The 21,305-nt window shown below is 56.1% G+C and carries 17 protein-coding genes and 1 tRNA gene; 10 read left to right on the top strand and 8 right to left on the bottom strand.

The features are described from left to right. Positions 1–7: 7 nt before the first annotated feature. Together leuD and leuB are read left to right on the top strand one after the other, a co-directional pair. Positions 8–604, top strand: a complete 597-nt coding sequence (leuD, locus tag IEW06_RS16895; protein ID WP_187731660.1) for a 3-isopropylmalate dehydratase small subunit — start codon at positions 8–10, stop codon at positions 602–604. After that, complete coding sequence (gene leuB / locus IEW06_RS16890) at positions 592–1,713, top strand: 3-isopropylmalate dehydrogenase (RefSeq protein WP_188548624.1); 1,122 nt, start codon at positions 592–594, stop codon at positions 1,711–1,713. The genes leuD and leuB overlap by 13 nt, the downstream gene beginning before the upstream one ends. A gap of 238 nt (positions 1,714–1,951) precedes the next feature. Here leuB and IEW06_RS16885 read toward each other — a convergent pair whose 3' ends face one another. The 5 genes from IEW06_RS16885 to IEW06_RS16865 form a co-directional block, all read right to left on the bottom strand. Next, a complete protein-coding gene (locus IEW06_RS16885; RefSeq protein ID WP_187731661.1) occupies positions 1,952–3,421 on the bottom strand; it encodes a glutamate synthase subunit beta in 1,470 nt (489 codons plus the stop codon). Between the two features lie 222 nt (positions 3,422–3,643). Beyond that, the gene (gene gltB, locus IEW06_RS16880; protein WP_188548623.1) at positions 3,644–8,161 is read right to left on the bottom strand and encodes a glutamate synthase large subunit; all 4,518 of its coding nucleotides are present in this window, start codon (positions 8,159–8,161) and stop codon (positions 3,644–3,646) included. A 132-nt stretch (positions 8,162–8,293) separates the two neighbouring features. After that, entirely contained in the window at positions 8,294–8,629 is a 336-nt protein-coding gene (locus tag IEW06_RS16875) for an ASCH/PUA domain-containing protein (protein WP_165963526.1), read from the bottom strand. A 615-nt stretch (positions 8,630–9,244) separates the two neighbouring features. Then, a complete protein-coding gene (locus tag IEW06_RS16870) occupies positions 9,245–9,946 on the bottom strand; it encodes an outer membrane beta-barrel protein (protein WP_187731662.1) in 702 nt (233 codons plus the stop codon). 247 nt (positions 9,947–10,193) lie between these two features. After that, the gene (locus IEW06_RS16865) at positions 10,194–11,426 is read right to left on the bottom strand and encodes an NADP-dependent isocitrate dehydrogenase (protein ID WP_187731663.1); all 1,233 of its coding nucleotides are present in this window, start codon (positions 11,424–11,426) and stop codon (positions 10,194–10,196) included. Positions 11,427–11,699: 273 nt separating this feature from the next. On the opposite strand from IEW06_RS16865, the gene IEW06_RS16860 reads away from it, so the two are divergent. Next, positions 11,700–12,152 carry a MarR family winged helix-turn-helix transcriptional regulator gene (locus IEW06_RS16860; RefSeq protein WP_187731664.1) on the top strand — a complete coding sequence of 151 codons (453 nt, stop codon included), beginning with the start codon at positions 11,700–11,702 and terminating at the stop codon, positions 12,150–12,152. After that, on the top strand, positions 12,143–13,498 hold the full coding sequence (locus tag IEW06_RS16855; RefSeq protein WP_187731665.1) for a serine hydrolase domain-containing protein: 1,356 nt from the start codon (positions 12,143–12,145) through the stop codon (positions 13,496–13,498). The genes IEW06_RS16860 and IEW06_RS16855 overlap by 10 nt, the downstream gene beginning before the upstream one ends. 136 nt (positions 13,499–13,634) lie before the next feature. On the opposite strand, the gene IEW06_RS16850 is transcribed toward IEW06_RS16855, so the two are convergent. After that, a tRNA-Glu gene (locus IEW06_RS16850) sits at positions 13,635–13,706 on the bottom strand. A 307-nt stretch (positions 13,707–14,013) separates the two neighbouring features. Here IEW06_RS16850 and gap point away from each other — a divergent pair. The 4 genes from gap (at position 14,014) to IEW06_RS16830 (ending at position 16,992) form a co-directional block, all read left to right on the top strand. Beyond that, positions 14,014–15,021: a type I glyceraldehyde-3-phosphate dehydrogenase gene (gap, locus tag IEW06_RS16845; protein ID WP_187309187.1), complete on the top strand. Its 1,008-nt coding sequence runs from the start codon at positions 14,014–14,016 to the stop codon at positions 15,019–15,021. A gap of 189 nt (positions 15,022–15,210) precedes the next feature. Beyond that, positions 15,211–16,089, top strand: a complete 879-nt coding sequence (locus IEW06_RS16840) for a diacylglycerol/lipid kinase family protein (protein WP_187734295.1) — start codon at positions 15,211–15,213, stop codon at positions 16,087–16,089. Positions 16,090–16,203: 114 nt separating this feature from the next. Further along, positions 16,204–16,551, top strand: a complete 348-nt coding sequence (locus tag IEW06_RS16835) for a translation initiation factor (protein ID WP_187309189.1) — start codon at positions 16,204–16,206, stop codon at positions 16,549–16,551. A gap of 36 nt (positions 16,552–16,587) precedes the next feature. Beyond that, complete coding sequence (locus IEW06_RS16830) at positions 16,588–16,992, top strand: DUF1622 domain-containing protein (RefSeq protein WP_187731666.1); 405 nt, start codon at positions 16,588–16,590, stop codon at positions 16,990–16,992. 27 nt (positions 16,993–17,019) lie between these two features. Here IEW06_RS16830 and kdsB read toward each other — a convergent pair whose 3' ends face one another. Continuing rightward, positions 17,020–17,772, bottom strand: coding sequence for a 3-deoxy-manno-octulosonate cytidylyltransferase (kdsB, locus tag IEW06_RS16825; protein ID WP_373285383.1), 753 nt, complete (start codon positions 17,770–17,772; stop codon positions 17,020–17,022). Positions 17,773–18,057: 285 nt separating this feature from the next. On the opposite strand from kdsB, the gene IEW06_RS16820 reads away from it, so the two are divergent. Together IEW06_RS16820 and IEW06_RS16815 are read left to right on the top strand one after the other, a co-directional pair. Then, entirely contained in the window at positions 18,058–19,074 is a 1,017-nt protein-coding gene (locus IEW06_RS16820; RefSeq protein ID WP_187731667.1) for a LysM peptidoglycan-binding domain-containing protein, read from the top strand. Between the two features lie 110 nt (positions 19,075–19,184). Next, positions 19,185–19,943, top strand: coding sequence for a TIGR02757 family protein (locus tag IEW06_RS16815; RefSeq protein ID WP_187731668.1), 759 nt, complete (start codon positions 19,185–19,187; stop codon positions 19,941–19,943). A 22-nt stretch (positions 19,944–19,965) separates the two neighbouring features. Here IEW06_RS16815 and IEW06_RS16810 read toward each other — a convergent pair whose 3' ends face one another. Further along, positions 19,966–21,159, bottom strand: a complete 1,194-nt coding sequence (locus IEW06_RS16810; RefSeq protein WP_223284484.1) for a metal-dependent hydrolase family protein — start codon at positions 21,157–21,159, stop codon at positions 19,966–19,968. Between the last annotated feature and the right edge of the window lie 146 nt (positions 21,160–21,305).

The following is a 21,305-nucleotide window of genomic DNA, read 5'->3' as shown; positions in this document are numbered from 1 at the left end:
CGCGCCCATGGAAAAGTTTCAAACGCTCCGCTCAAAGGCCGTGCCGCTGCCCATCGAGAATATCGATACGGACCAGATCATTCCCGCTCGCTTTCTGAAGGCGACGACCCGCGAAGGTTTCGGTGCCAACCTGTTCAGCGACTGGCGCTATACATCCGATGGTCAGCCCAAACCGGGCTTCGTGCTGAACGATGCTCGCTATGGGGGGCAAATTCTGCTGGGGGGCAAAAACTTCGGTTGCGGCTCCAGCCGCGAGCATGCTGCCTGGGCCCTGTATGATGCTGGTTTCAAAGTGGTCATCTCCAGCTACTTCGCTGATATTTTCAAAGGTAACGCCCTGAACACCGGGCTGTTGCCGCTGCAAGTATCGGATGAAGTTCTGCAAAGACTTTTCAAGCAAGTGGAGCTTGATCCGCAGACGCAACTGATTGTGGACCTGCCGACCCAAACGCTCACAGTACCGCTGTGGGAGGAAAGCTTTGGCTTTGAATTGGACCCTTACAAAAAGGAATGCCTGATCAATGGGTACGACGACATTGATTTTCTCATCAACCAAAAAGCGGCCATTGCCGCTTACGAACAGCAGCGACCATGGGCATACTAAGAAAGCGAATTGTGGTATTGGCCGGCGACGGTATCGGTCCGGAAGTGTGCCAGGAGGGAGTGCGGGTGCTGAAAGCCATAGCCGAGCGCTTCGGCCACGAGTTCATCTTCGACCACCAACTCATGGGCGCCTGCGCCATTGATGCCACCGGCGACCCGCTGCCGGAAAAAACGCTGGCCGCTTGTTGGCAGGCCGATGCGGTGCTGCTCGGGGCCATCGGCGACCCGAAGTATGACAACAACCCCGCCGCCAAAGTACGTCCCGAGCAAGGGCTGCTGAAGCTGCGCAAGTCGCTGGGGCTCTACGCTAACATTCGCCCTGTTACGGCCTATGACCGATTAATTGAGCATTCTCCCCTCAAAAAAGACCGGATACAAGGTGCCGACATGCTCATCTTCCGGGAGCTGACGGGGGGCATTTATTTCGGTGAAAAGGGTCGTGCGGAAGATGGTAGTGCTTTCGATCATTGCACTTATAATCGGGGGGAAATTGCTCGTATTGCGCACCGCGCTTTTCAGGCCGCCGAAAACCGTCGGCAGAAGCTGACTTTGGTAGATAAAGCTAACGTGCTGGAAACGTCGCGCTTATGGCGCGAAGTGGTGCAGGAAATTGCCCCCCAGTATCCCAGCGTAATGGTCGATTACCTGTTTGTGGACAACGCGGCCATGCAGCTTATCCTCAATCCGCGGCAGTTTGATGTAATGCTGACCGAGAATATGTTCGGCGATATTCTCTCCGACGAAGCCTCTGTAATTGCCGGCTCTTTGGGCCTGTTGCCTTCCGCTTCCGTCGGCGACCAGGTAGCGTTGTTTGAGCCTATTCACGGGTCATTTCCGCAGGCTAAAGGCAAAGGCATTGCCAACCCGATAGCTACTATCCTATCGGCAGCAATGATGCTGGAACACTTTGGTTTACAAGCCGAAGCCGACTGCGTGAAGGATGCTGTAGATAATGCCCTGGAAAGAGGCGTGCTCACGCCCGAACTGACTTCCGGCGTGCCGTACACCACTGAGCAAGTAGGCAGCTTCATTGCCTACGGCGTGCTGGATCTACAGGATTGTCAGCTGCATAGAAGCAATATTGAACTCGGCTTGAGCACAATTATTTAGATCATAAACTGAAAGGAATAGAAATCACAAGAACGTCATGCAGAGCGGTAGCGAAGCATCTCGCGGGCTGACGCCGGATTAGTACTCCTACTAAACACGCGAGATGCTTCGCTACCGCTCTGCATGACGTTCTTTTTAGATTTAGGTAGCCACTGTACTCAGCCAGAAGTCAAAAAAGCCCCCCAGCATACTACTGACGGTATGCTGGGGGGCTTTTTCTGTATTGAAACACAGTAGTTCAGGCAAACATCGCCACCGCATTCTTACTGGGTAGCGCAGTTTTGCCAGTTAAGAAAATGTCTACTTGCCGTGCTGCTTCCCGGCCTTCCGAAATAGCCCAGACTACAAGGGATTGCCCGCGGCGCATGTCGCCGGCCACGAATACATTCGGTAGGCTGGTGCGATAAGTATCGTTGGGTGCGTGCACGTTGCCTCGGCCATCAAGCTCTACGCCAAGCTGTTCGAGCAGGCCTTGATACTGCGGTGAGGCAAATCCGAGGGCTAATAGCACCATGTCGCAAGGTATTTCGCGTTCGGAGCCTTCTATTTCGGTAAAGGCGATGCGGCGGCCGAGTACATCGGTTTCCCAGGTTACGTCGGTAACCAGTACAGCTCGTAATTGGCCTTGCTCATCGCCCAGGAAAGCTTTCGTATGAATACCCCAGTAACGATGGCAGCCTTCCTCGTGGGAGGTGCTGGTGCGGAAAACAGTGGGGTAGCTGGGCCAGGGCGCGTGTGCGGGCCGGTCGGTAGAGGGCTCGTGCATAAGGGCAAATTGGGTAACAGAACTGGCTTGCTGGCGGTTAGCGGTGCCCACGCAGTCCGAGCCTGTGTCGCCACTTCCAATCACAATTAACCGACGGTCGGTGGCCAGAATCGGCTCATTTGTGATGGGCAACTCACTTACCCGGCGGTTGTGCTGGGTCAGGTAGTCCATGGCAAAGTGAATTCCGGACAGTTCGCGGCCCGGAATGGGCAGATCGCGGGCCATAAGGGCGCCACCGGCAAGCACCACCGCGTCGAAGGTGCGGGTTAGCTCGGCGGCGGGCAGATCTTTGCCAATCTCTGTGTTGCAGCGGAACTCAATTCCATCTTCCTCAAGCAGTTGGATACGACGGTCAATTACCCATTTATCCAGCTTGAAATCAGGGATTCCGTAGCGTAAAAGCCCCCCAGGCCGGTCATCGCGCTCGAATACAGTCACGGAGTGGCCAGCCTTCGCTAGTTGAGCCGCCGCCGCTAAACCAGCCGGCCCGGAGCCGACCACCGCCACCGTTTTTCCCGACTTAAGCAGGGGCGCAGATGGCGCCACATAGCCTTTGGAGAAAGCAATTTCGATGATGTGCTTCTCAATTTCCTCGATGGCAACCGGCTCACGGTTAATGCTCAGCACGCACGCGGATTCGCACGGCGCGGGGCAGATACGCCCTGTGAATTCCGGGAAGTTGTTCGTAGAAGATAGGATCTGGTAGGCTTGCAGCCAGTCCTGCTGGTGCACGGCGTCGTTGAATTCGGGAATGATATTACCCAGCGGACAACCAGAATGACAAAACGGAATGCCGCAGTCCATGCACCGCGCCGCCTGCCGATTGAGCTGCTCATCGGTGTAAGTGCTAACAAATTCCTGGTTATGCGCTACCCGCTCCTGAGGCGCTGCCTTGGGGGGCAATTCCCGCTCAAATTCCTTAAATCCTGTGATGTGCGCCATAGCAGTTTTAATGTAGAGACGCGATACTTCGCGTCTTGGCGTTGAACAATTCGCTTTGAGCAGTTAATTAATTTCGTCTGTCATGCAGAGCGGTAGCGAAGCATCTCGCGTGTTTAGTAGGAGTACTAATCCGGCGTCAGCCCGCGAGATGCTTCGACTCCGTCTCTGCATGACAGTTACTTTGGCAACATCAGCAACGAGGAGACGCAAAATTTTGCGTCTCTACACCGTGGCGTACTGCGCGCGTTGCAGCACCTTTTTGTATTCGGAGGGGAAGACCTTGACGAACTTGCCCGCTTCTTCAACCCAGCTATCGAGCAGGTAGGCTGCTAACTGACTTTGAGTGAGTTGTACATGTTTGCGCAGCAGCGCCCGTATCTGATCCTCGTCGTCGGAATCCAGCGGGTCCAGCTCCACCATTTCAGTGTTGCAATTGTCGGGGAAGCTGCCGTCGGGGTCGTAGATCCAGGCGATGCCACCGCTCATGCCGGCGGCAAAGTTGCGGCCGGTTTTGCCCAGAATAAGTGCCCTCCCGCCCGTCATGTATTCGCAGCCGTGGTCGCCCACGCCTTCTACTACAGCCGTGGCGCCCGAATTGCGCACTGCAAAACGCTCCCCGGCCTGACCGCGCACAAACAGCTCGCCGGAAGTTGCGCCGTAGAGGGCCACGTTACCAATAATGATGTTTTGCTCGGGTACAAACTGGCTATTCAGCGACGGAAAAATGGCCAGTTGCGCGCCCGAAAGCCCTTTGCCGACGTAGTCGTTGGCTTCACCCTCAAGAGTAAGCGACACGCCCTTGACACTAAACGCCCCGAAGCTTTGCCCAGCGGAGCCGCTGAATCGGAAGTTTATGGTATTGTCGGGCAGGCCGGCGGCGTGGTAGCGCTTGGTTATTTCGTTGGACAGCAGCGTGCCAATAGTGCGGTCGATGTTGCGAACAGTGAAGGAAGCAAAGACGGGAATGCGCCCATCCAAAGCGGGTTTGGCATGCCGGAGCAACTCCCAGTCAAGAATGTTATCCAGGCCGTGGTCCTGCGTTTCGCTGTTGTATAAAGTGCCCCCCGAAGGATTGGGCGCAGGGTGCAGCAGGCCGCTTAAGTCCAGCGTGCGGGCTTTCCAGTGGCTGATGCCTTCGCGCACCTTCAGAAATTGGGTTCGGCCTACCATCTCGTTTATAGTCCGGAAGCCCAACTCCGCCATGATTTCGCGCAGCTCTTCGGCCAGGAAACGAAACAGATTCACGATATGCTCTGGCTGGCCCGTGAACAGCTTGCGCAGCTCCGGGTCTTGGGTCGCTACGCCGACGGGGCAGGTGTTCAGGTGGCATTTGCGCATCATCACGCAGCCGCCCGCAATGAGGGCAGCCGTCGCCACGCCCCATTCTTCGGCGCCTAGTAAAGCCGCAATAGCCAAGTCGCGGCCCGTTTTAAGCTGACCATCAGCTTGCAGCACCACGCGGCTACGGAGCTGATTACGGAGCAAGGTTTGGTGGGCTTCGGCTAGGCCTAGCTCCCAGGGCAGCCCGGCGTGCTTAATAGAGCTCATGGGCGAAGCGCCCGTGCCGCCATCATAACCAGCAATGAGAATGACATCGGCGTGGGCTTTGGCAACGCCGGCTGCAATGGTGCCGACGCCTGCCTTCGACACCAGCTTCACATTGATGCGGGCCGCCCGGTTGGCGTTTTTCAAGTCGAAGATCAACTGAGCTAAATCCTCAATAGAATAAATGTCGTGGTGGGGTGGGGGCGAGATCAGACCTACCCCGGGTGTGGCGTGGCGCACTTTTGCAATCCATTCATCTACCTTATGGCCAGGAAGTTGGCCGCCTTCGCCCGGTTTTGCCCCTTGAGCCATTTTGATTTGCAGCTCGTCGGCATTGGTGAGGTAGTGAGCCGTGACGCCAAAGCGGGCCGAAGCAATCTGCTTGATGCTGGAGCGCATGGAGTCGCCGTTGGGCAAAGGCTCGTAGCGCATGGCATCTTCGCCGCCCTCGCCGGTGTTGCTCTTGCCGCCAATGCGATTCATGGCAATAGCCAAGGTGCTGTGCGCCTCGTGCGAAATTGAGCCAAACGACATGGCCCCGGTCGCGAAGCGCCGCATGATGCTTTCGGCGGGCTCTACTTCCCCAAGGGCAATAGGCTCGCGGTGGTAAGCAAAATCCAGCAGGCCCCGAATGGTGAACGCACGGGCAGATGACTCATTCAGTAAGCGGGCGTAGCGCTGATACGTCTGGTAGTTGTTGGTGCGCGTAGCGTGCTGGAGCAGGTGTACGGTTTCGGGGTTAAACATATGCGCTTCGCCCCGGCGGCGCCACTGGTACACGCCCCCATCGGGCAGAAGCTGCTGCTCCTCCAGCGTGGTGCTGGTGAAGCCCTGAAAGTGCTTATAGAGCGTTTCACGGGCTATTTCATCGAAGCCCAGCCCGCCAATACGCGTGACGGCCCCCGTGAAACAGTAGTCCACCACTTCCTGATTGAGGCCTAGAATCTCAAATACCTGCGCGCCGTGGTACGACTGCAAGGTGGAGATGCCCATTTTGGAGAAGATCTTGAGCAAGCCGTCACAAACCGCCTTCACATAGTTTTTAGCTAGCTGCGGATGATGCTCGGGCGAGTCAAATTGCCCCCCAGCGTGCATCGTCCGTATGGTTGATAAGGCCAAATAAGGGTTGATGGCCGTGGCGCCGAAAGCCAACAGGCAGGCAAAATGATGCACTTCCCACACGTCGCCAGCCTCAACTACCAGGCCCACCGAACCCCGGTAGCCCTTGCGGATAAGGTGGTGGTGCACCGCCGAAACCGCCAGCAGCGAAGGGATGGGGGCATGCTCCGAGTCAAGGGCGCGGTCGGAGAGGATCAGGACCTCAAAGCCGTCGCTCACCGCATCTTCGGCGTAGCGACACAGCCGATCTACGCCATTTTGTAAGGAGCCCGGCTTGCCATCGGCCTTGAAATAACTCATCAGGGTTTTGGCGTGAAACAGCCCCGTATCGATGCTGCGCAGCTTTTCCAGCTCGTGGTTGGTCAGGATGGGCTGGTGCAGGGCCACGCAGTGACAGTGCATTTTGTCCTCATCGAGGATGTTGCCGTTGTTGCCGATGAAGGTAGCCAGACTCATCACCAACCGCTCTCGAATCGGGTCGATAGGCGGGTTGGTGACCTGGGCAAAAAACTGCTTGAAGTAGCTGGATAGGTGCTGGGGCTGGTCGGAGAGCACCGCCAGCGGCACATCCACACCCATCGAGCCGATGGGCTCTTTGCCTTCCACGGCCATGGGCGTGATAATGCTGTCAATATCCTCGCGGGTGTAGCCAAACACCTGGTGGTATTTGAACACCGACTCGGCCGATAAATCGGTGAACATCTGGCGCGGCTCGGGTAGCTCTTCCAACCGAATCTGGTACTCGTTTAGCCATTGGTCGTAAGGCTGCTGACTCGCGGCCTGGGCTTTCAGCTCCTCATCCGTAATAATTTGCCCCCCAACGGTATCTACGAGCAGCATTTTGCCGGGCTGCAAGCGACCTTTCTGCACAATGGTGGCATCGGGGATAGGTAGCACGCCGGCCTCGGAAGCCACGAGTACCCGCCCATCATTCGTTACTACGTAGCGCAGGGGGCGCAAACCATTGCGGTCCAGCATGGCCCCGATCATCTTGCCATCGGTAAAGAGCAAGGCGGCCGGACCGTCCCAGGGGCCCATAAAGGTGGCGTGGAACTCGTAAAACGCCTTTTTCAGCGGGTCCATCTGCGTATTGCCGTCCCAGGCCTCGGGCACGAGCATCATCATCACGTGGGGCAAGGAGCGGCCGGAGTGAAGCAGAATCTCAGCAATGTTGTCGAGGCAGGCCGAATCCGACTGATTGTTGTCGATTACGGGTAGCAGCATGTCCATTTCCTCGTCCGAGAAATAGGGCGAGACGTAGGAGCGGAGACCGGCATAAAACCAGTTCAGATTGCCCCGCAGCGTGTTTATCTCGCCATTATGAGCCAGCAAGCGAAACGGCTGCGCCAGCTTCCACGAAGGAAAGGTATTCGTGGAAAAGCGCGAATGCACCAGTCCAAAACCTGACGTGACCCGCGGATCCGAGAGGTCGGGGAAGTAGTGGCGCACCTGATAGGTAGTCAGCTGGCCTTTATACACAATAACCCGGCAGGAAAGCGAGGCGAAGTAGAAGTCATTTTCCGCCTCCGGTACCGATTCCATAACCGTTTTCGTAATCAGCCGCCGCAGCACAAACAGCTTGCGCTCAAAGTCTTCGCTGTTCGTAATGTCGGTTGGCCGGGCCACAAAAACCTGCTCCATCACGGGCTCCGCTGCCAGGGCCGTTTGCCCGATACCCGCCGCATTCACCGGCACCGGCCGATACCCCAGCAGCTGCATACCCAAGCGCGCAACGGCCGCGTTGATGCTGGCGCGGCAAGCCTCGCGCTGGGGGGCATTTTTTGGCAAAAACACCATGCCCACTCCGTAGCAACCCGGCTCGGGCAGCCTGATATTCAGGGCCGTACACTCTTCCAGAAAAAACCAGTGCGGCACCTGTAGCATCAAGCCGGCCCCGTCGCCCGACTCGGCGTCGCAGCCGCAGGCGCCGCGATGCTCCATGTTCTCGAGCATGGTCAGGGCATCCGCAATCGTTTGGTGCGACTTATGGCCGTTGAGGGAAGTGATAAAACCAGTACCACATGCATCATGCTCGAATTCGGGGCGGTACAGGCCTTGCGGGTCAGTAGATTTCATCACCAGAAGTAGGGCGTTAGAGTTCTGTCGTGCTGAGCATGGAGCAGCAGCACAGGGTTATAAGTGAGGCAGTACCAAAAGAGAAATAGGTGCCGACTGAGGAAAAAATTTCTTCAGTCGGCACCTATTCGGTTACCACAATCGGGTGTCGCTTACGCCAGGCGGCAGAGGCCGCAACTCGGTTAAGCCCAGGATGCACCAGCCAGCTTGCAGGCCAAAAGCGCCGCCTTGCAGCACGTAGCTGATCCAGCGGGCCGTGGAGCGGCCACTGTAGGTCTCGCTTTCTGGTTCATATTCGCACAACTGCACGGCGTCGCCCACTTGATAGTTGCGGTCGTTTTCGCGCACGTCAAACGTCTTGGCCCCCGACAATGTAGCTTCGAAGCAGGCGGGCCAGATTTTGAGCTCGTGGGTGCGGGTGTGCGACAGGGAAGTAGGTTGATCGAGGGTTGCTATATGGGTAATCATGCTGATGGTCATTAGAAGTTGATGTGGAGCCGTGCAGACAAGCACAGCCCATCACGCAGACGTGGGGTCGCAGACCTGCTGGCAGGTCGTCATTTTCAACAAATACAAGTGCCCACACCTGTCACCCGACGTATACCCCAGGCCTGAGCCTGGAAGTCAAGGTTTAAAAATGGTTGCCTTTTAAATGGAAGGCTGAAAAAAGAAAAATGATGGTACAGTTACCCAGCACCATAGCAAAAGGCCGAGCCTTTCGGGTAAGCTGGTTCGCCTGCTCCCTGTTGCAGGCGGAATATTGAGCGGGCCGGGTGGGAGGGCGGCAGCAGCTCCAGAGCGTACGTTGGCTGAATATAAGAAATAAATGATTTAAAACTTCAATACTCTTACTTCAGTGCTGTTTAAATAATGAGTGAATTAGAAAACTAAAAGCCAACAACACAGGCAAGTAGCAAAGCGTGCCATCAAATAACAGATACGCAGTCCAAAACAAAAAGAACGGGCCCTGGGGGGCAAAACGAGCGCCGCGGCTGAGTTATTCAGCCGCGGCGCTCGTTTTGCCCCCCAGGGCGGTTTCTCTTATTGCAACCTTATAAAAGGAGGTGCCGAACGTAGCAGCAACTATTTGGACTTGGAGCGCCTGTACAGTTGAAATCCGCCTTCCAGCACTAGCTGTTGCATTCTGCGCGTCAGAAAGGCCGACTTGCCGGGCGCGGGAAAAGACTGCTTATAAGGAGAGAGGCCCCACTCATACCGAACATTCAGATCCAGGCGGCCCAGCGTAACGCCTGCCCCGGCCTGCACTGCTACCTGCCACCGCTTGGGATTTGCGTCCAAGGCGCTCATCACGGCCTGCAATTCCGGATCCGGGGAAGTAAAATTTCGCGAATTATAGAGATAGTAACCGATGCTAGGGCCCGCAAACAAGCGCAGCGGCCCAGATTGATAGCCCCCCAGCAGTCGGGCATCAAGGCGCCGGATGCGGCTATTGGCATAAGGATAGGCGCCGGTAGCGTTGGATAGTAAAACCGGAGTTTCCAGAGCCGACATATAGCCCAACTCTGGTTGCACATACCAGCCACCTGCCTGGCCAATCTTCCAGCGACCAAACAGCGTGATGCTGTTGCCCGTCTCATCGTTGGATTGATCGGCCAGCGGATCAATCAAAACGGAGTTATACCGAAAAGCATAACGATCTGCCTTGAGGCGTGCGACATTAAACCCTGCGCTAATGCCGGCAGCTTGTAGCTGCTGGGCGTAAGTGGGCGTTGCAAAGCAATACAAGCCTAGCGCTGCAAGGCTGCTGAGTGTAGCTTTTTTCATTTAGTTGAAGGAAGGATAGATCTAAGAAGAGATGATAGCGAAGACAAATCTTAAAAAAAGCCCCCCAGATATGCTGGCTGACCAACTATGCTAGCGGTATTTTATAGAAGAGCTTACCTGACCATTTAATAGTTGCAGACTAATGGCAGAAATCTCACTGCTTAGAGCCCGGCTTATCAGTAAAGTAGCGCCACAAAAAAGCCCATTCGATCATCGAATGGGCTTTTTTATACCAAGTGAAGCAGACTTATTTGCCCAGCTTAGCTTTCAGATTTTCATCCAGCGCTTCCAGAAACTCTTCGGTGTAGAGGTAGTCTCTGCCGTGCTCTACCTTGTTGCCGTGGATGCAAACAGCCAAGTCCTTGGTCATTTTGCCGCTTTCTACCGTTTCGATACAAACGGCCTCCAGAGCTTTGCAGAAGCCGATCAGCTCCTGATTGTTGTCCAGAATTCCGCGGAACTCCAGCCCGCGGGTCCAGGCAAAAATAGAGGCAATCGGATTGGTCGAGGTAGGCTTGCCGGCCTGGTGGTCGCGGTAGTGACGCGTTACGGTGCCGTGGGCGGCTTCGGCCTCCATCACGGTGCCGTCGGGCGTAACCAGGGTAGAAGTCATCAGGCCGAGCGAGCCAAAACCCTGGGCTACGGTGTCGCTTTGTACGTCGCCATCGTAGTTTTTGCAGGCCCACACAAAGTTGCCGTTCCACTTCAGCGCCGAAGCCACCATGTCATCAATCAGGCGATGCTCATAGGTGATGCCAGCGGCCGTGAACTTGGCGTTGTAATCCTGCTCGTAGATCTCCTGGAAAATGTCCTTGAAACGACCATCGTATTTCTTCAGGATGGTGTTTTTGGTTGACAGGTACAGGGGCCAGCCTTTCATCAAAGCCTGGTTGAAGCAGGCGTGCGCAAACCCCCGAATCGACTCATCGGTGTTGTACATAGCCAGCGCCACGCCGTCGCTCTTGAAGTTGAATACTTCAAAAGATTGGGTTTCGCCGCCGTCCTCTGGGGTAAACGTGATAGTGAGCTTGCCTTTTCCTTTGGTCACGAAATCGGTAGCCCGGTACTGGTCGCCGAAAGCATGACGGCCAATGCAGATGGGAGCCGTCCAGTTAGGCACCAGGCGGGGTACGTTGCTCATCACGATAGGCTCGCGGAAAACAGTGCCGTCCAGGATGTTGCGGATAGTGCCGTTCGGCGACTTCCACATCTGCTTCAGGTTAAACTCTTTCACTCGCTCCTCATCCGGCGTGATGGTGGCGCACTTAATGCCTACGCCGTATTGGCGGATAGCATTGGCGGCGTCGATGGTAACCTGGTCGCTGGTTTCATCGCGGTACTCTATTCCCAGATCGTAATACTTGATGTCGAGATCGAGATAAGGCGTGATCAACTTGTCCTTGATGAACTTCCAGATGATGCGCGTCATTTCGTCGCCATCAAGCTCCACTACCGGGTTTGCTACTTTGATTTTTGTCATTTCCTCTGGGAAAGATGGTTGATGTTTTTCCGCTTAATGTGTAGCCCGAAGATACGGGCCCAAGCTTATCTTGTTCACAGGGCTCCGACAAAATCAACTAACGCGGGCAGGATTGCCCCATCGGGTAGTGAATAGCGGGAAAGAGTGCGGATAAACTGGTCACCCGTGAGGATGAGTGTAAAAAAGCCCCCCATACTTGAATAGTGGTGGTGAAAATAATTATTGCTATTATTTGTTGATATATCAACTATATTTGTATCAAATAAAATACCTATGACCATCGATACTCCCACTCAAACTGTCCTTTACACGCTTGAACAAGCGATAAAAACGTATCGCAGGCTTTGCCAGCAGAACATTGATCGAGTAGTAGACAAGCTCACTGTAGATCAGGCCCTGATCTTAATTGTGCTGGATAAGCACCCTGCTCTTAGCCAGCAACAGATTGCCGAGCTGGTCTTCAAAGACAAGGCATCCCTGACCCGCATCATTGAGTTGTTGGTTCAAAAAGGCTTGCTAACAAGGGGGATGCACTCTGCCGACCGCCGGAAATTCGAGCTGCACCTCACGCCTCAAGGCCAGCACACTCTCGCCCAGCTAACCGATACCATTCTGCTCAATCAGCGAACGGCGCTGGCAGGCCTGAGTGAAGAGGAACTCGTTCAGTTTCACTCGACACTGCAGAAAATCATTGCCAACTGCTCCACGCCGGCCCCATGCGCCTAGCCATTATTGTACTGCTTTTTTGCCTGGGCAGCATCAGTACCAGTGTGGGGCAATTGCACCTGCGGCAGCAGTTAGCAACCTATATGCAAGCCCAACACGACGTGAACCGCTTCGCAGGGGTTGTGCTGATCACGCGTCACGATACCATTTTATTGCACCAAGCCTACGGGCTGGCCGATGCGGAGTGGGCCGTTTCTAACACTCTGGACACCAAGTTTGCCCTGGCCTCCATCACCAAGCACATCACTGCTTTGGCTGTTCTGCAGCTAGCCGAGCACGGCCGGCTCCAGCTCACGGATAAGCTGAGTACGTTTCTGCCGGGCTTCCCAAACGGCGACGCCATATCCTTGCACCAGCTGCTGACCCACACGGCCGGCCTAGCCCTGGATTTTGAAGAACTGTACCTGTACCACACGGCCGTCTCAAAAGATTCTGCCCTGGCGTTTATCCAAAAGCAGCCAGCTCAGTTTGATCCTGGCACCCGCATAGGATACAGTAACGTTGGGTACTTTTTACTGGGCCAGATCATTGAGAAAGCTTCGGGGATGTCGTACGGCGAGTATCTGCAAAAAAATATCTTCGACGTGGCTGCTATGACGAACACCGGCCTGCATAGTAATACCGCCCTCGTGCCCAGCTTGGCCCGGTCATACTGCCGGGAGGGCGAGACATTTGTCAAAAACCCTTACATCAATTGGGACCTCAACGTGGGCCACGACGGGCTGTATTCCACGGCCGGTGATCTGGCAAAACTCGACCGGGCATTGCGGGGCACGGCGCTGCTTTCGGAGGCCTCTAAATCGCTCATGGCCACTCAGCACAACAAGCGGTTTCCGGGCAACGGCTTTCTGGATCATTACGGCTACGGCGTGTTTGTCGACCCCTATTACAGCCACGGCCGCCACCTCTTGACCCACAGTGGGGGATATTTCGGAGCCATGACCACTCTGGACCGATACCCTCAGGATGGAATTTTAGTCACGGTGTTATCGAACAATCAAGCTGAATCGCACTGGATAGGCTATGGGCTGGCTGGCATCCTGTTCGGCAAAGCGGTGGAAGTACCGTACGTCCATCGCCCTATCGCCGTCGCTCCGCCCAAGCTGGCCCACTACGCCGGACACTACAAGGAAATTCGCATCCTCTACATCAATGGCCAGCTGTATCTACAGGATCAGGACACGCCATTAGTGGCTGAATCCCCTCGAAAGTTCTTTAACCAGAACATTCCTGACCGTAAGGTCGAATTCCTGACCAACAAAGCGGGGCGCGTGTATGCCCTGACGCTGACCAAAGGAGGCGTAAAAGACCCTCCCCGGAAAAAAAGCGGTTCCGCCGGACGTTAATAATGTCTGCTGTCTAAGCGCCAGCTTTATGTGGTGATAGTCGCAAACCGTCATGTGGTGCACAAACCGCTTAAACGCAAAAAGCCGCTCTGCATAATGCAGAGCGGCTTTTTATTGCCAAAAACGAGTGGTTAAGTAGTCCGTAGGGGAATCGAACCCCTGTTGGTAGAATGAAAATCTACTGTCCTAACCCCTAGACGAACGGACCAGATGATGTGCCTTACTCGTTTTTAGTGGTGCAAAGATAAGGCAAGGATAATTCAGCGCAATACGTAGCGCCAAAAAAAAAGCCCCCCAGCAGCAAATAGGCTGACTTTCAGGAAGAAATTCTTTTTGTAGGGGGCAAATTTTAAGCTTCAAGCCCGTCGGGAACGGCAAAAAACCGTAAGAAGAAAAGCAAAGCAGATGGCTTAGTGGTTGATTTGGCTATATTCCCTTAGCCCTGTACCTTCGCTGCGCGTTTCCACCAGGGCCCCTCGTGGTCTTCTTAATTCCCAAACCCCAAACCTCTCATCATGGCTAAAATTAAAGTCGCCATCAACGGCTTCGGTCGCATTGGTCGTCTCACGTTCAAGTCTCTGCTCGGCCGCGACAACGTGGAAGTTGTAGCAATCAATGACCTGACTGATAATAAGACGCTGGCTCACCTGCTTAAATATGACTCCGTACACGGCCGCTTCGATGGCACGGTGGAGTTTGATGATAACAGCCTGACTGTAAATGGCCAACGTATTCAAGCGCTGGCCGAGCGTGATCCTAAGCTATTGCCTTGGGGCGAGCTGGGCATCGACGTAGTGCTGGAGTCTACGGGCCGCTTCGTGGACGAGGCTGGCGCTGGTCAGCACCTCACTGCCGGCTGCAAAAAAGTTGTGATTTCGGCCCCTGCCACGGGCAACATTCCAACCGTAGTATTGGGCGTAAACGAAGACATCCTGACCGGCGACGAAACCATTCTGTCGAACGCCAGCTGCACTACCAACTGCCTGGCTCCTATGGCGAAGGTGTTGGACGAGGCTTTCGGCATTGAGAAAGGCTATATCACCACCGTACACGCGTATACCTCCGACCAAAACCTGCAGGACGCACCGCACAAGGATCTGCGCCGCGCCCGCGCTGCTGCATTGAGCATCATTCCGACCAGCACCGGCGCCGCTAAGGCCGTAGGTTTGGTGTTGCCCCAGCTAAAAGGCAAGCTTGATGGTATCGCCATGCGCGTGCCCGTGCCGGATGGCTCTACTACCGACCTGACCGTAATTCTGAAGCAGGAAGTAACGAAGGAGCAAATCAATGAGGCCGTACGCAAGGCCGCTGAAGGCCCCATGAAAGGCATCATCGAGTACTCTACCGATCCGTTAGTAAGCATCGACATCGTAGGCAATCCGCATTCTTGCATCTTCGACTCGCAGCTGACGGCCGCCAACGGTACGCTGGTGAAAGTGGTAGGCTGGTATGATAACGAGTTCGGCTACAGCACGCGCACCGCTGATCTGATTCAGCAGTTGGGCCAGAAAATGGCGAAATAGCTCCTGCTACATTGCTTTCTAACAGAAAAGCCCGCCCACTTTGGGTGGGCTTTTCTGTTAGAAATTTAAAGCGACTGGGGGGCTTTTTCGAGTGTTTTGACCAGCATCAGCACCCGGCATTTTACCTCTCGCCGCTTCTACTTATTTCGCTACTCAACCTTGCGCTTCGCGCCGCGTTTCTATCCATCTATGCCCGCCAAGCCGCGTATCTGTTTTATCCTGAATCCTGCTTCCGGCACCAACCGTGCGCAAGATGTGCCGGCCCTGATTGAGCAACACCTCGATCATTCCGCCGTTGACCACGCCTTGCGCCTGACGGCTTATGCCGGGCACGCGGAAGAAATAGCTCGTACGGCCGCCGCTGAAGGGTTTCGTACGGTAGTGGCCGTGGGCGGCGATGGCACGGTAAACGAAGTGGGACGCGGCTTACTGGGTACGAATGCCGCCATGGGGATTCTGCCGCGAGGCTCCGGCAATGGCCTAGCAAGGCATCTGGAGGTGCCATTGGCCCTGCCAGCCGCAATCCGCCGAATGAGCCAGCCCGAGTTTCAGCGTATGGATGTGGGGCGCATCAATGGGCGTCCGTTCTTCTGCACGGCAGGGCTGGGGTTTGATGCCCACGTGAGCAAGTGCTTCGCCACGGCTGGTACTCGCGGCCTAGGTACTTATGTGCGCGTGGCGCTTCGTGAATACCGGACTTTTCAGCCCAAGCCTATAACGGTCACGCTCAACAACCGCACGCTGACCACCGATTGCTACGTGCTGGCTTTTGCCAATGCCGGGCAGTACGGCAACAACGCCTACATTGCCCCCCGCGCCGATATTCGCGACGGCCTGCTTGACGTGTGCCTGATTGATGCGCTACCGCTACGCCGAGCCGTGCGCGTGGCTCTTGGCCTGGCCCTAGGCGATTTGCCCCAGTCGGGAGCGGCAGTATATCATACCTCGCGGCACGTACTGGTAGAGGCCGTCGCGCCTATAGGCTTTCACGTAGATGGCGACTATGCGGGCGAAGCCACTAGCTTTGAAATAGAATTGCTGCCTCTAGCTTTGGAGGTAGCCGTATAGTTTAGATGGCTGAATGGGTGAGAGTTAAATAGCTTATTGCTCTGGCAACTCGTTGAACGATCAGCCATTTAACCCTCACCCATTCAGCCATTTAGCATTCAACCATTTAAAAGCATGAAAGCCGACAAAAACCGCCGCAGCCGCGAAGGCGTGGTGTACTCCACCAACTCCGACTTTTCCTACCAGCACGCCGACGAAGAATCGGTGGTAACCCTGCCGCCCCAGCAACAAAACCTGCGCGTGCACCTCGACCGCAAAAGCGGAGGCAAGCAAGTGACGCTCATCACCGGCTTCGTGGGCCAGGATGCGGACCTGCAAACCTTGGCTAAGCTGCTCAAAACCAAATGCGGAGTGGGCGGCAACGCCAAAGAAGGCGACATCCTTATCCAGGGCGATTTCCGCGATAAAGTGATGGGCGTACTGCTAGATCAGGGCTATAAAGCGAAGAAGTCTGGTGGTTAGAATAGTAGCAATAGCGAAGTCACTTTATTCACCTCAATGGAATCTGTTAACCCACGTGAATTAGCCGAAAGCGGCATTATAAACGCCGTACAGTGGCTTAAGCTGGGTGTCGAAACTATTGGGGCGTTCATTATTGCCCTTGGCATACTGGTGGCGGCCTGGTTGCTGATAAAAGCCTTGATACAGCGTCGTACGGCCAACTTTACGGCCATTCGCCTGACGCTGGCCCGCTACCTGGCCCTGGCGCTGGAGTTTCAATTGGGCGCTGATATACTATCCACGGCTATTGCCCCGAGTTGGGAGCAAATTGGGCAGCTAGGCGCCATTGCCGTCATCCGAACGGGCCTCAACTATTTCTTGACCAAGGAAATGCAGGCGGAAGAACGTCAGAGCGCCGAACAAGCCGTGACGGAGCGAGCCCACCAGCCTCCCGGCACCTAGCAAGCGCGAAAAAGGGCTGGGGGGCTTTTATGCGGTCATTTTCAATAACTTCCTGGCCCGCTCCACATCCTCAGGCGTATCGATGCCGATGGTTTCCAGCTCCGTTTCCGCGGTCAGAATGCGAAAGCCGTTCTCCAGCCACCGCAGCTGCTCCAGACTTTCGGCCTGCTCCAGCGAGGAGGGCGGCAGTTTGGTAATAGCGGCCAGCACATCGGGCCGGTAGGCATACAGGCCGATGTGGCGTAGGTAGCGATGGTGTGCAAGCCATTGAACTGATTCATATTGGCGTTGATAGGGCAGGGGATGACGACTGAAATACATTGCGTAGCCCTGGGAATCAAGCACCACTTTGGGCAGATGCGGACTGAATAACTCGTCCTCGCTGAGCACTGGCTTGACTAATGTGGCAAGCTGGGGGGCTTTTTCACCCTCAAAAAGCGCTACGAGAGCATTGATTTGCGCGGGGTGAATAAAGGGCTCGTCGCCTTGAATATTGATGATACAATCGGCAGTTACGCCGAGCTGCTGGTAGGCATCGAACACGCGGTCAGTGCCGCTGGGGTGGTCGGGGTCAGTGAGCACTGCCTCGCCCCCGAAACCGTGCACGTGCTCTAGAATGCGCTCATCATCCGTGGCTACCACCACCCGGCTCAGACTAGACAGCCGCGCCTGCTCCACGACTCGTTGAATCATGGATTTGCCCCCCAGATCAACCAACGGCTTGCCGGGCAAGCGAGTGGAGGCGTAGCGGGCGGGAATAATACCAATGGCGTGGATCATAAAAAGGAGTTTGCGAAAGCTGGATACAAGCTGGGGGGCTTTTTGCAAAGAACAGCGAAAGCCCTGAGTTGCCCGTTGCTTATATGCGGAATGTGGCGTGGTAGGCCAATAAATGAAGCCCGACCACGTTAGGTATAAGTGGCTTATCGGGCATCGTTGAATCATTCAGAAATGGCCTTTTTGGGACTCAGCTGGGATTATTTTTTATCTTTCGGCGCTTTTAGATTTCCCCCTAAGCTGCCCCACCCTGAATTTGGGGCCACTCGTTTTTCGCGAACTGCTCGTATGACCCGTTTTCTGTTGCTGCTGCCTGCGTTTGTTCTCGCTGGTTTTGCCGCCACCGCCGCGCCCCGGCCCATTCTCCCGCCCGATTCCATTGGGGTTGAATACCGTAATAATAAAATGCTCATCAAGCACCGTGTGGTGGCTGGTGAAACCCTTTATGGCCTCTCGCGGCGCTATTCGGTGCCCGTCGAGCAAATTGTGGAAACCAATTCTTCGCTCAAAGGTGCCCTCGTAACGGGACAGATAGTGTTGGTGCCACGCACACGGGTAGTGCTCACAACGCCCGCGCCAACAAGCCCCGCCGCCCGACCATCAGCGCCCGCTAATACCGTTGCCGCCGCCCGCTCTCTGCCCACCGACGACAACGGAAACCGCGTGTACACGGTGCAAAAAGGCCAGACGCTCTACGCCGTGGCACGCCTGTTTCAGCTTGCTCCCGCTGACCTTGCACGCTTTAACGGCCTGCCTGCCACTACGGGCGTAAAGGTCGGACAGCGCCTGATTATCGTGCCGGCAGGCGCGAAGGCGGCCGCAACGGCAACAGCGTCGGCTACTCCTTCCCCTGCACCCGTAGAAACGCCCGCTGCTTCCGCGCCCACCTCCACACCAGCACCTGCCCCGCCAAAGCCAGTTGTGACGGCCCCGGTGCCCGCCCGAACGGCTCCTGTCGCTGCTAATACAAAAGATTCTGTGCGTACGCCGGCCCAGGAAGCGGAGGAGCGCGCCCCCGAGCGGGCTAGTGAAATCGTGCGTAGAGTAACCGAAAGCGGGCTAGCTACCAGAATTGAAGGCACGGGCACCGATAAGTATCTGGCCTTGCACAAAACAGCCGCTGTGGGTACCATTATGCAGGTGCGCAATATCATGAATGGGCAGTCGGTATACGTCCGCGTCATTGGGCAATTGCCTGATACCGGCGAAAACAGCAACATTCTGGTGCGCCTATCACCCCGCGCCGTGCAGCGTCTGTCCACGCCCGACAACCGCTTCCGCGTCGAAACTTCTTACGTGCCGTAGGGGAAGAGCTAGGAGGTATAAGCTGGAGATTGGTCGCCAGTATTCTTTCTGGCTCCTGACTCCTACCACCTAGCTCCCAGCTTCTACCTCCTAGCTCCTAACTCCTTCATTTGAATCACGCTCAGCTCCGGGAGTTTCTCGACGACCACCACGACCGCTACAACCGGCCGGCCTTCATAGCCAACGACCCGATTAGTATTCCGCACCGGTTTTCGCAGCGACAGGACGTGGAAATAAGCGGACTTTTTGCGGCTCTGTTAGCCTGGGGGCGTCGCCCGACCATCATCAGCAAGTGCCACGAGCTCATGCGACGCATGGACGATGCGCCCTACCAGTTCATTACCCAGCACTCCGATGAAGATTTGAAGAAGCTGTTGGGATTCTGCCACCGCACCTTCTGCGACACCGATCTGCTGTATTTCGTGCATTGGCTGCGCTGGTATTATGCCAGCCACGATACGTTGGAAGACGCTTTTTTGCAGGGTAACACTCAGCGCCAGCGTCTCGAAAACTTTCACACACTGTTCTTTAGCTTGCCCGATGCTCCCCAGCGGACCCGCAAGCATGTGGCAACGCCGGCTCGCGGCTCGGCCTGCAAACGGGTGAATATGTACCTGCGCTGGCTGGTGCGCCGCGACGACCGCGGCGTAGACTTCGGCCTTTGGACGCGCCTGCCCATGACCGATCTGGTCTGCCCGTGCGATGTGCACGTGGAGCGCGTTGCCCGCCGCCTGGGCCTGCTTACGCGCCGCTTAGTCGATTGGTCAGCAGCCGAAGAGCTGACCGCGCATCTGCGCGATTTTGCCCCCCACGACCCCGTAAGGTACGATTTTGCCTTGTTTGGGCTAGGCGTGGAGGAAAAGCTGTAAGCATCGGCCTCGCTCACATCTTTTATGGCTGGGCGTACAGCACGCCGCCTTTCATCACCAACTTTACCTGTCGCAGGGCCGCCACATCGCGGGTGGGGTCTCCGGCTACCGCTACCAGGTCGGCAAGCAAGCCGGGGCGGACGCTGCCGCGGTCGGCGAGATGAAAAATGCGGGCGTTGCCGCTGGTAGCCGCGCGCAATACCTCCAGCGGCTGCAGGCCATGATCCTGCACCAGCTGTTCCATTTCGCGCACATTGTCGCCGTGCGTGAATACGCCCACATCACCGCCTATCACTAACTCGACCCCGGCCTTGCGGGCTGCCTGCATGCTGGTACGCTTTTGCTGCACGCGTTCGGGTAGGGGCGAAGTGCCTCTGCGCCAGCCCTGATATTGGGAAATGGCGTCGCCGGCGGCGACCGTTGGGCAGAGAGCTACACCGCGCTGCTTCATCAGTTTAAATATTTCCGGCGTGCCATTATCGCCGTGCTCAATGGTTTCAACGCCGGCTAGTGTGGCCCGCCGCATACCTTCGGGCGTGCTGGCGTGGGCCACTACCGGGCGGCCCGCAGCTCGCGCTGTTTGCACAATCAGGTTCAGCTCGTCCTGCGAAAATGTAGGTCGGGAAGGCTCGCCCTGTCCCCAGCGATAATCGGCGTACACTTTGATGATGTCGGCGCCTTTCCCGATTTGCTCGCGTACGGCCCGCACAATACCGTCTACGCCATCGGCTTCCTGCGCACCCTGGGGGGCATTTACATCCACGGAAAGCTTGGGACCGTAGCTACCGGTGGCTACCAGCGCCAGCGTGGCCACAAGTAGGCGTGGGCCGGGTATAATGCCTTGGTTAATAGCTTGTTTTAAGCCCACATCGGCGTAGCCGGCACCCTCGCTGCCTAGGTCGCGGGCGGTGGTGAAGCCGGACAGCAGCGTTTGCCGGGCGTGGGCAGTAGCGCGGGCCACCCGCAGCGCCTGCGACTCCAGTAGCACTTGGTCATTCCAACTCGTCTCATTATAAGGGTGAAGCAGCATGTGCGAATGCCCCTCAATCAGGCCCGGCAGCAGCGTAAGTCCCGGCAGCTCCAGCGTGCGTGCCCCAGCCGGCGCTGCGACCTGGGCGGCCGGACCAGCGGCCGTAATCTTGTCGCCGCTTACCACTACCACCCAGCCCGAATGCAGGTTCTCCCCATCGAAAACCGCCGCCGGACGCAGCAGCATAGTAACAGCCGACGCAGCTGATGAAGCTTGAGCCAAAACCGCAACAGACCGGCTTACCAAAAATGCAAACAGCAAAAAAACTATACAGCTAAGTGAAGCACTATTCATAGAGAAGAGAGAAAAACGACACAAAGCCAATGGCTGGA

Origin of the sequence: Hymenobacter qilianensis, from assembly GCF_014638675.1 — a bacterium.
Classification (GTDB): Bacteria; Bacteroidota; Bacteroidia; order Cytophagales; family Hymenobacteraceae; genus Hymenobacter; species Hymenobacter qilianensis.
Note: the sequence above shows the minus strand (reverse complement) of the source record. Positions and strands in the feature narration are given on the sequence as shown.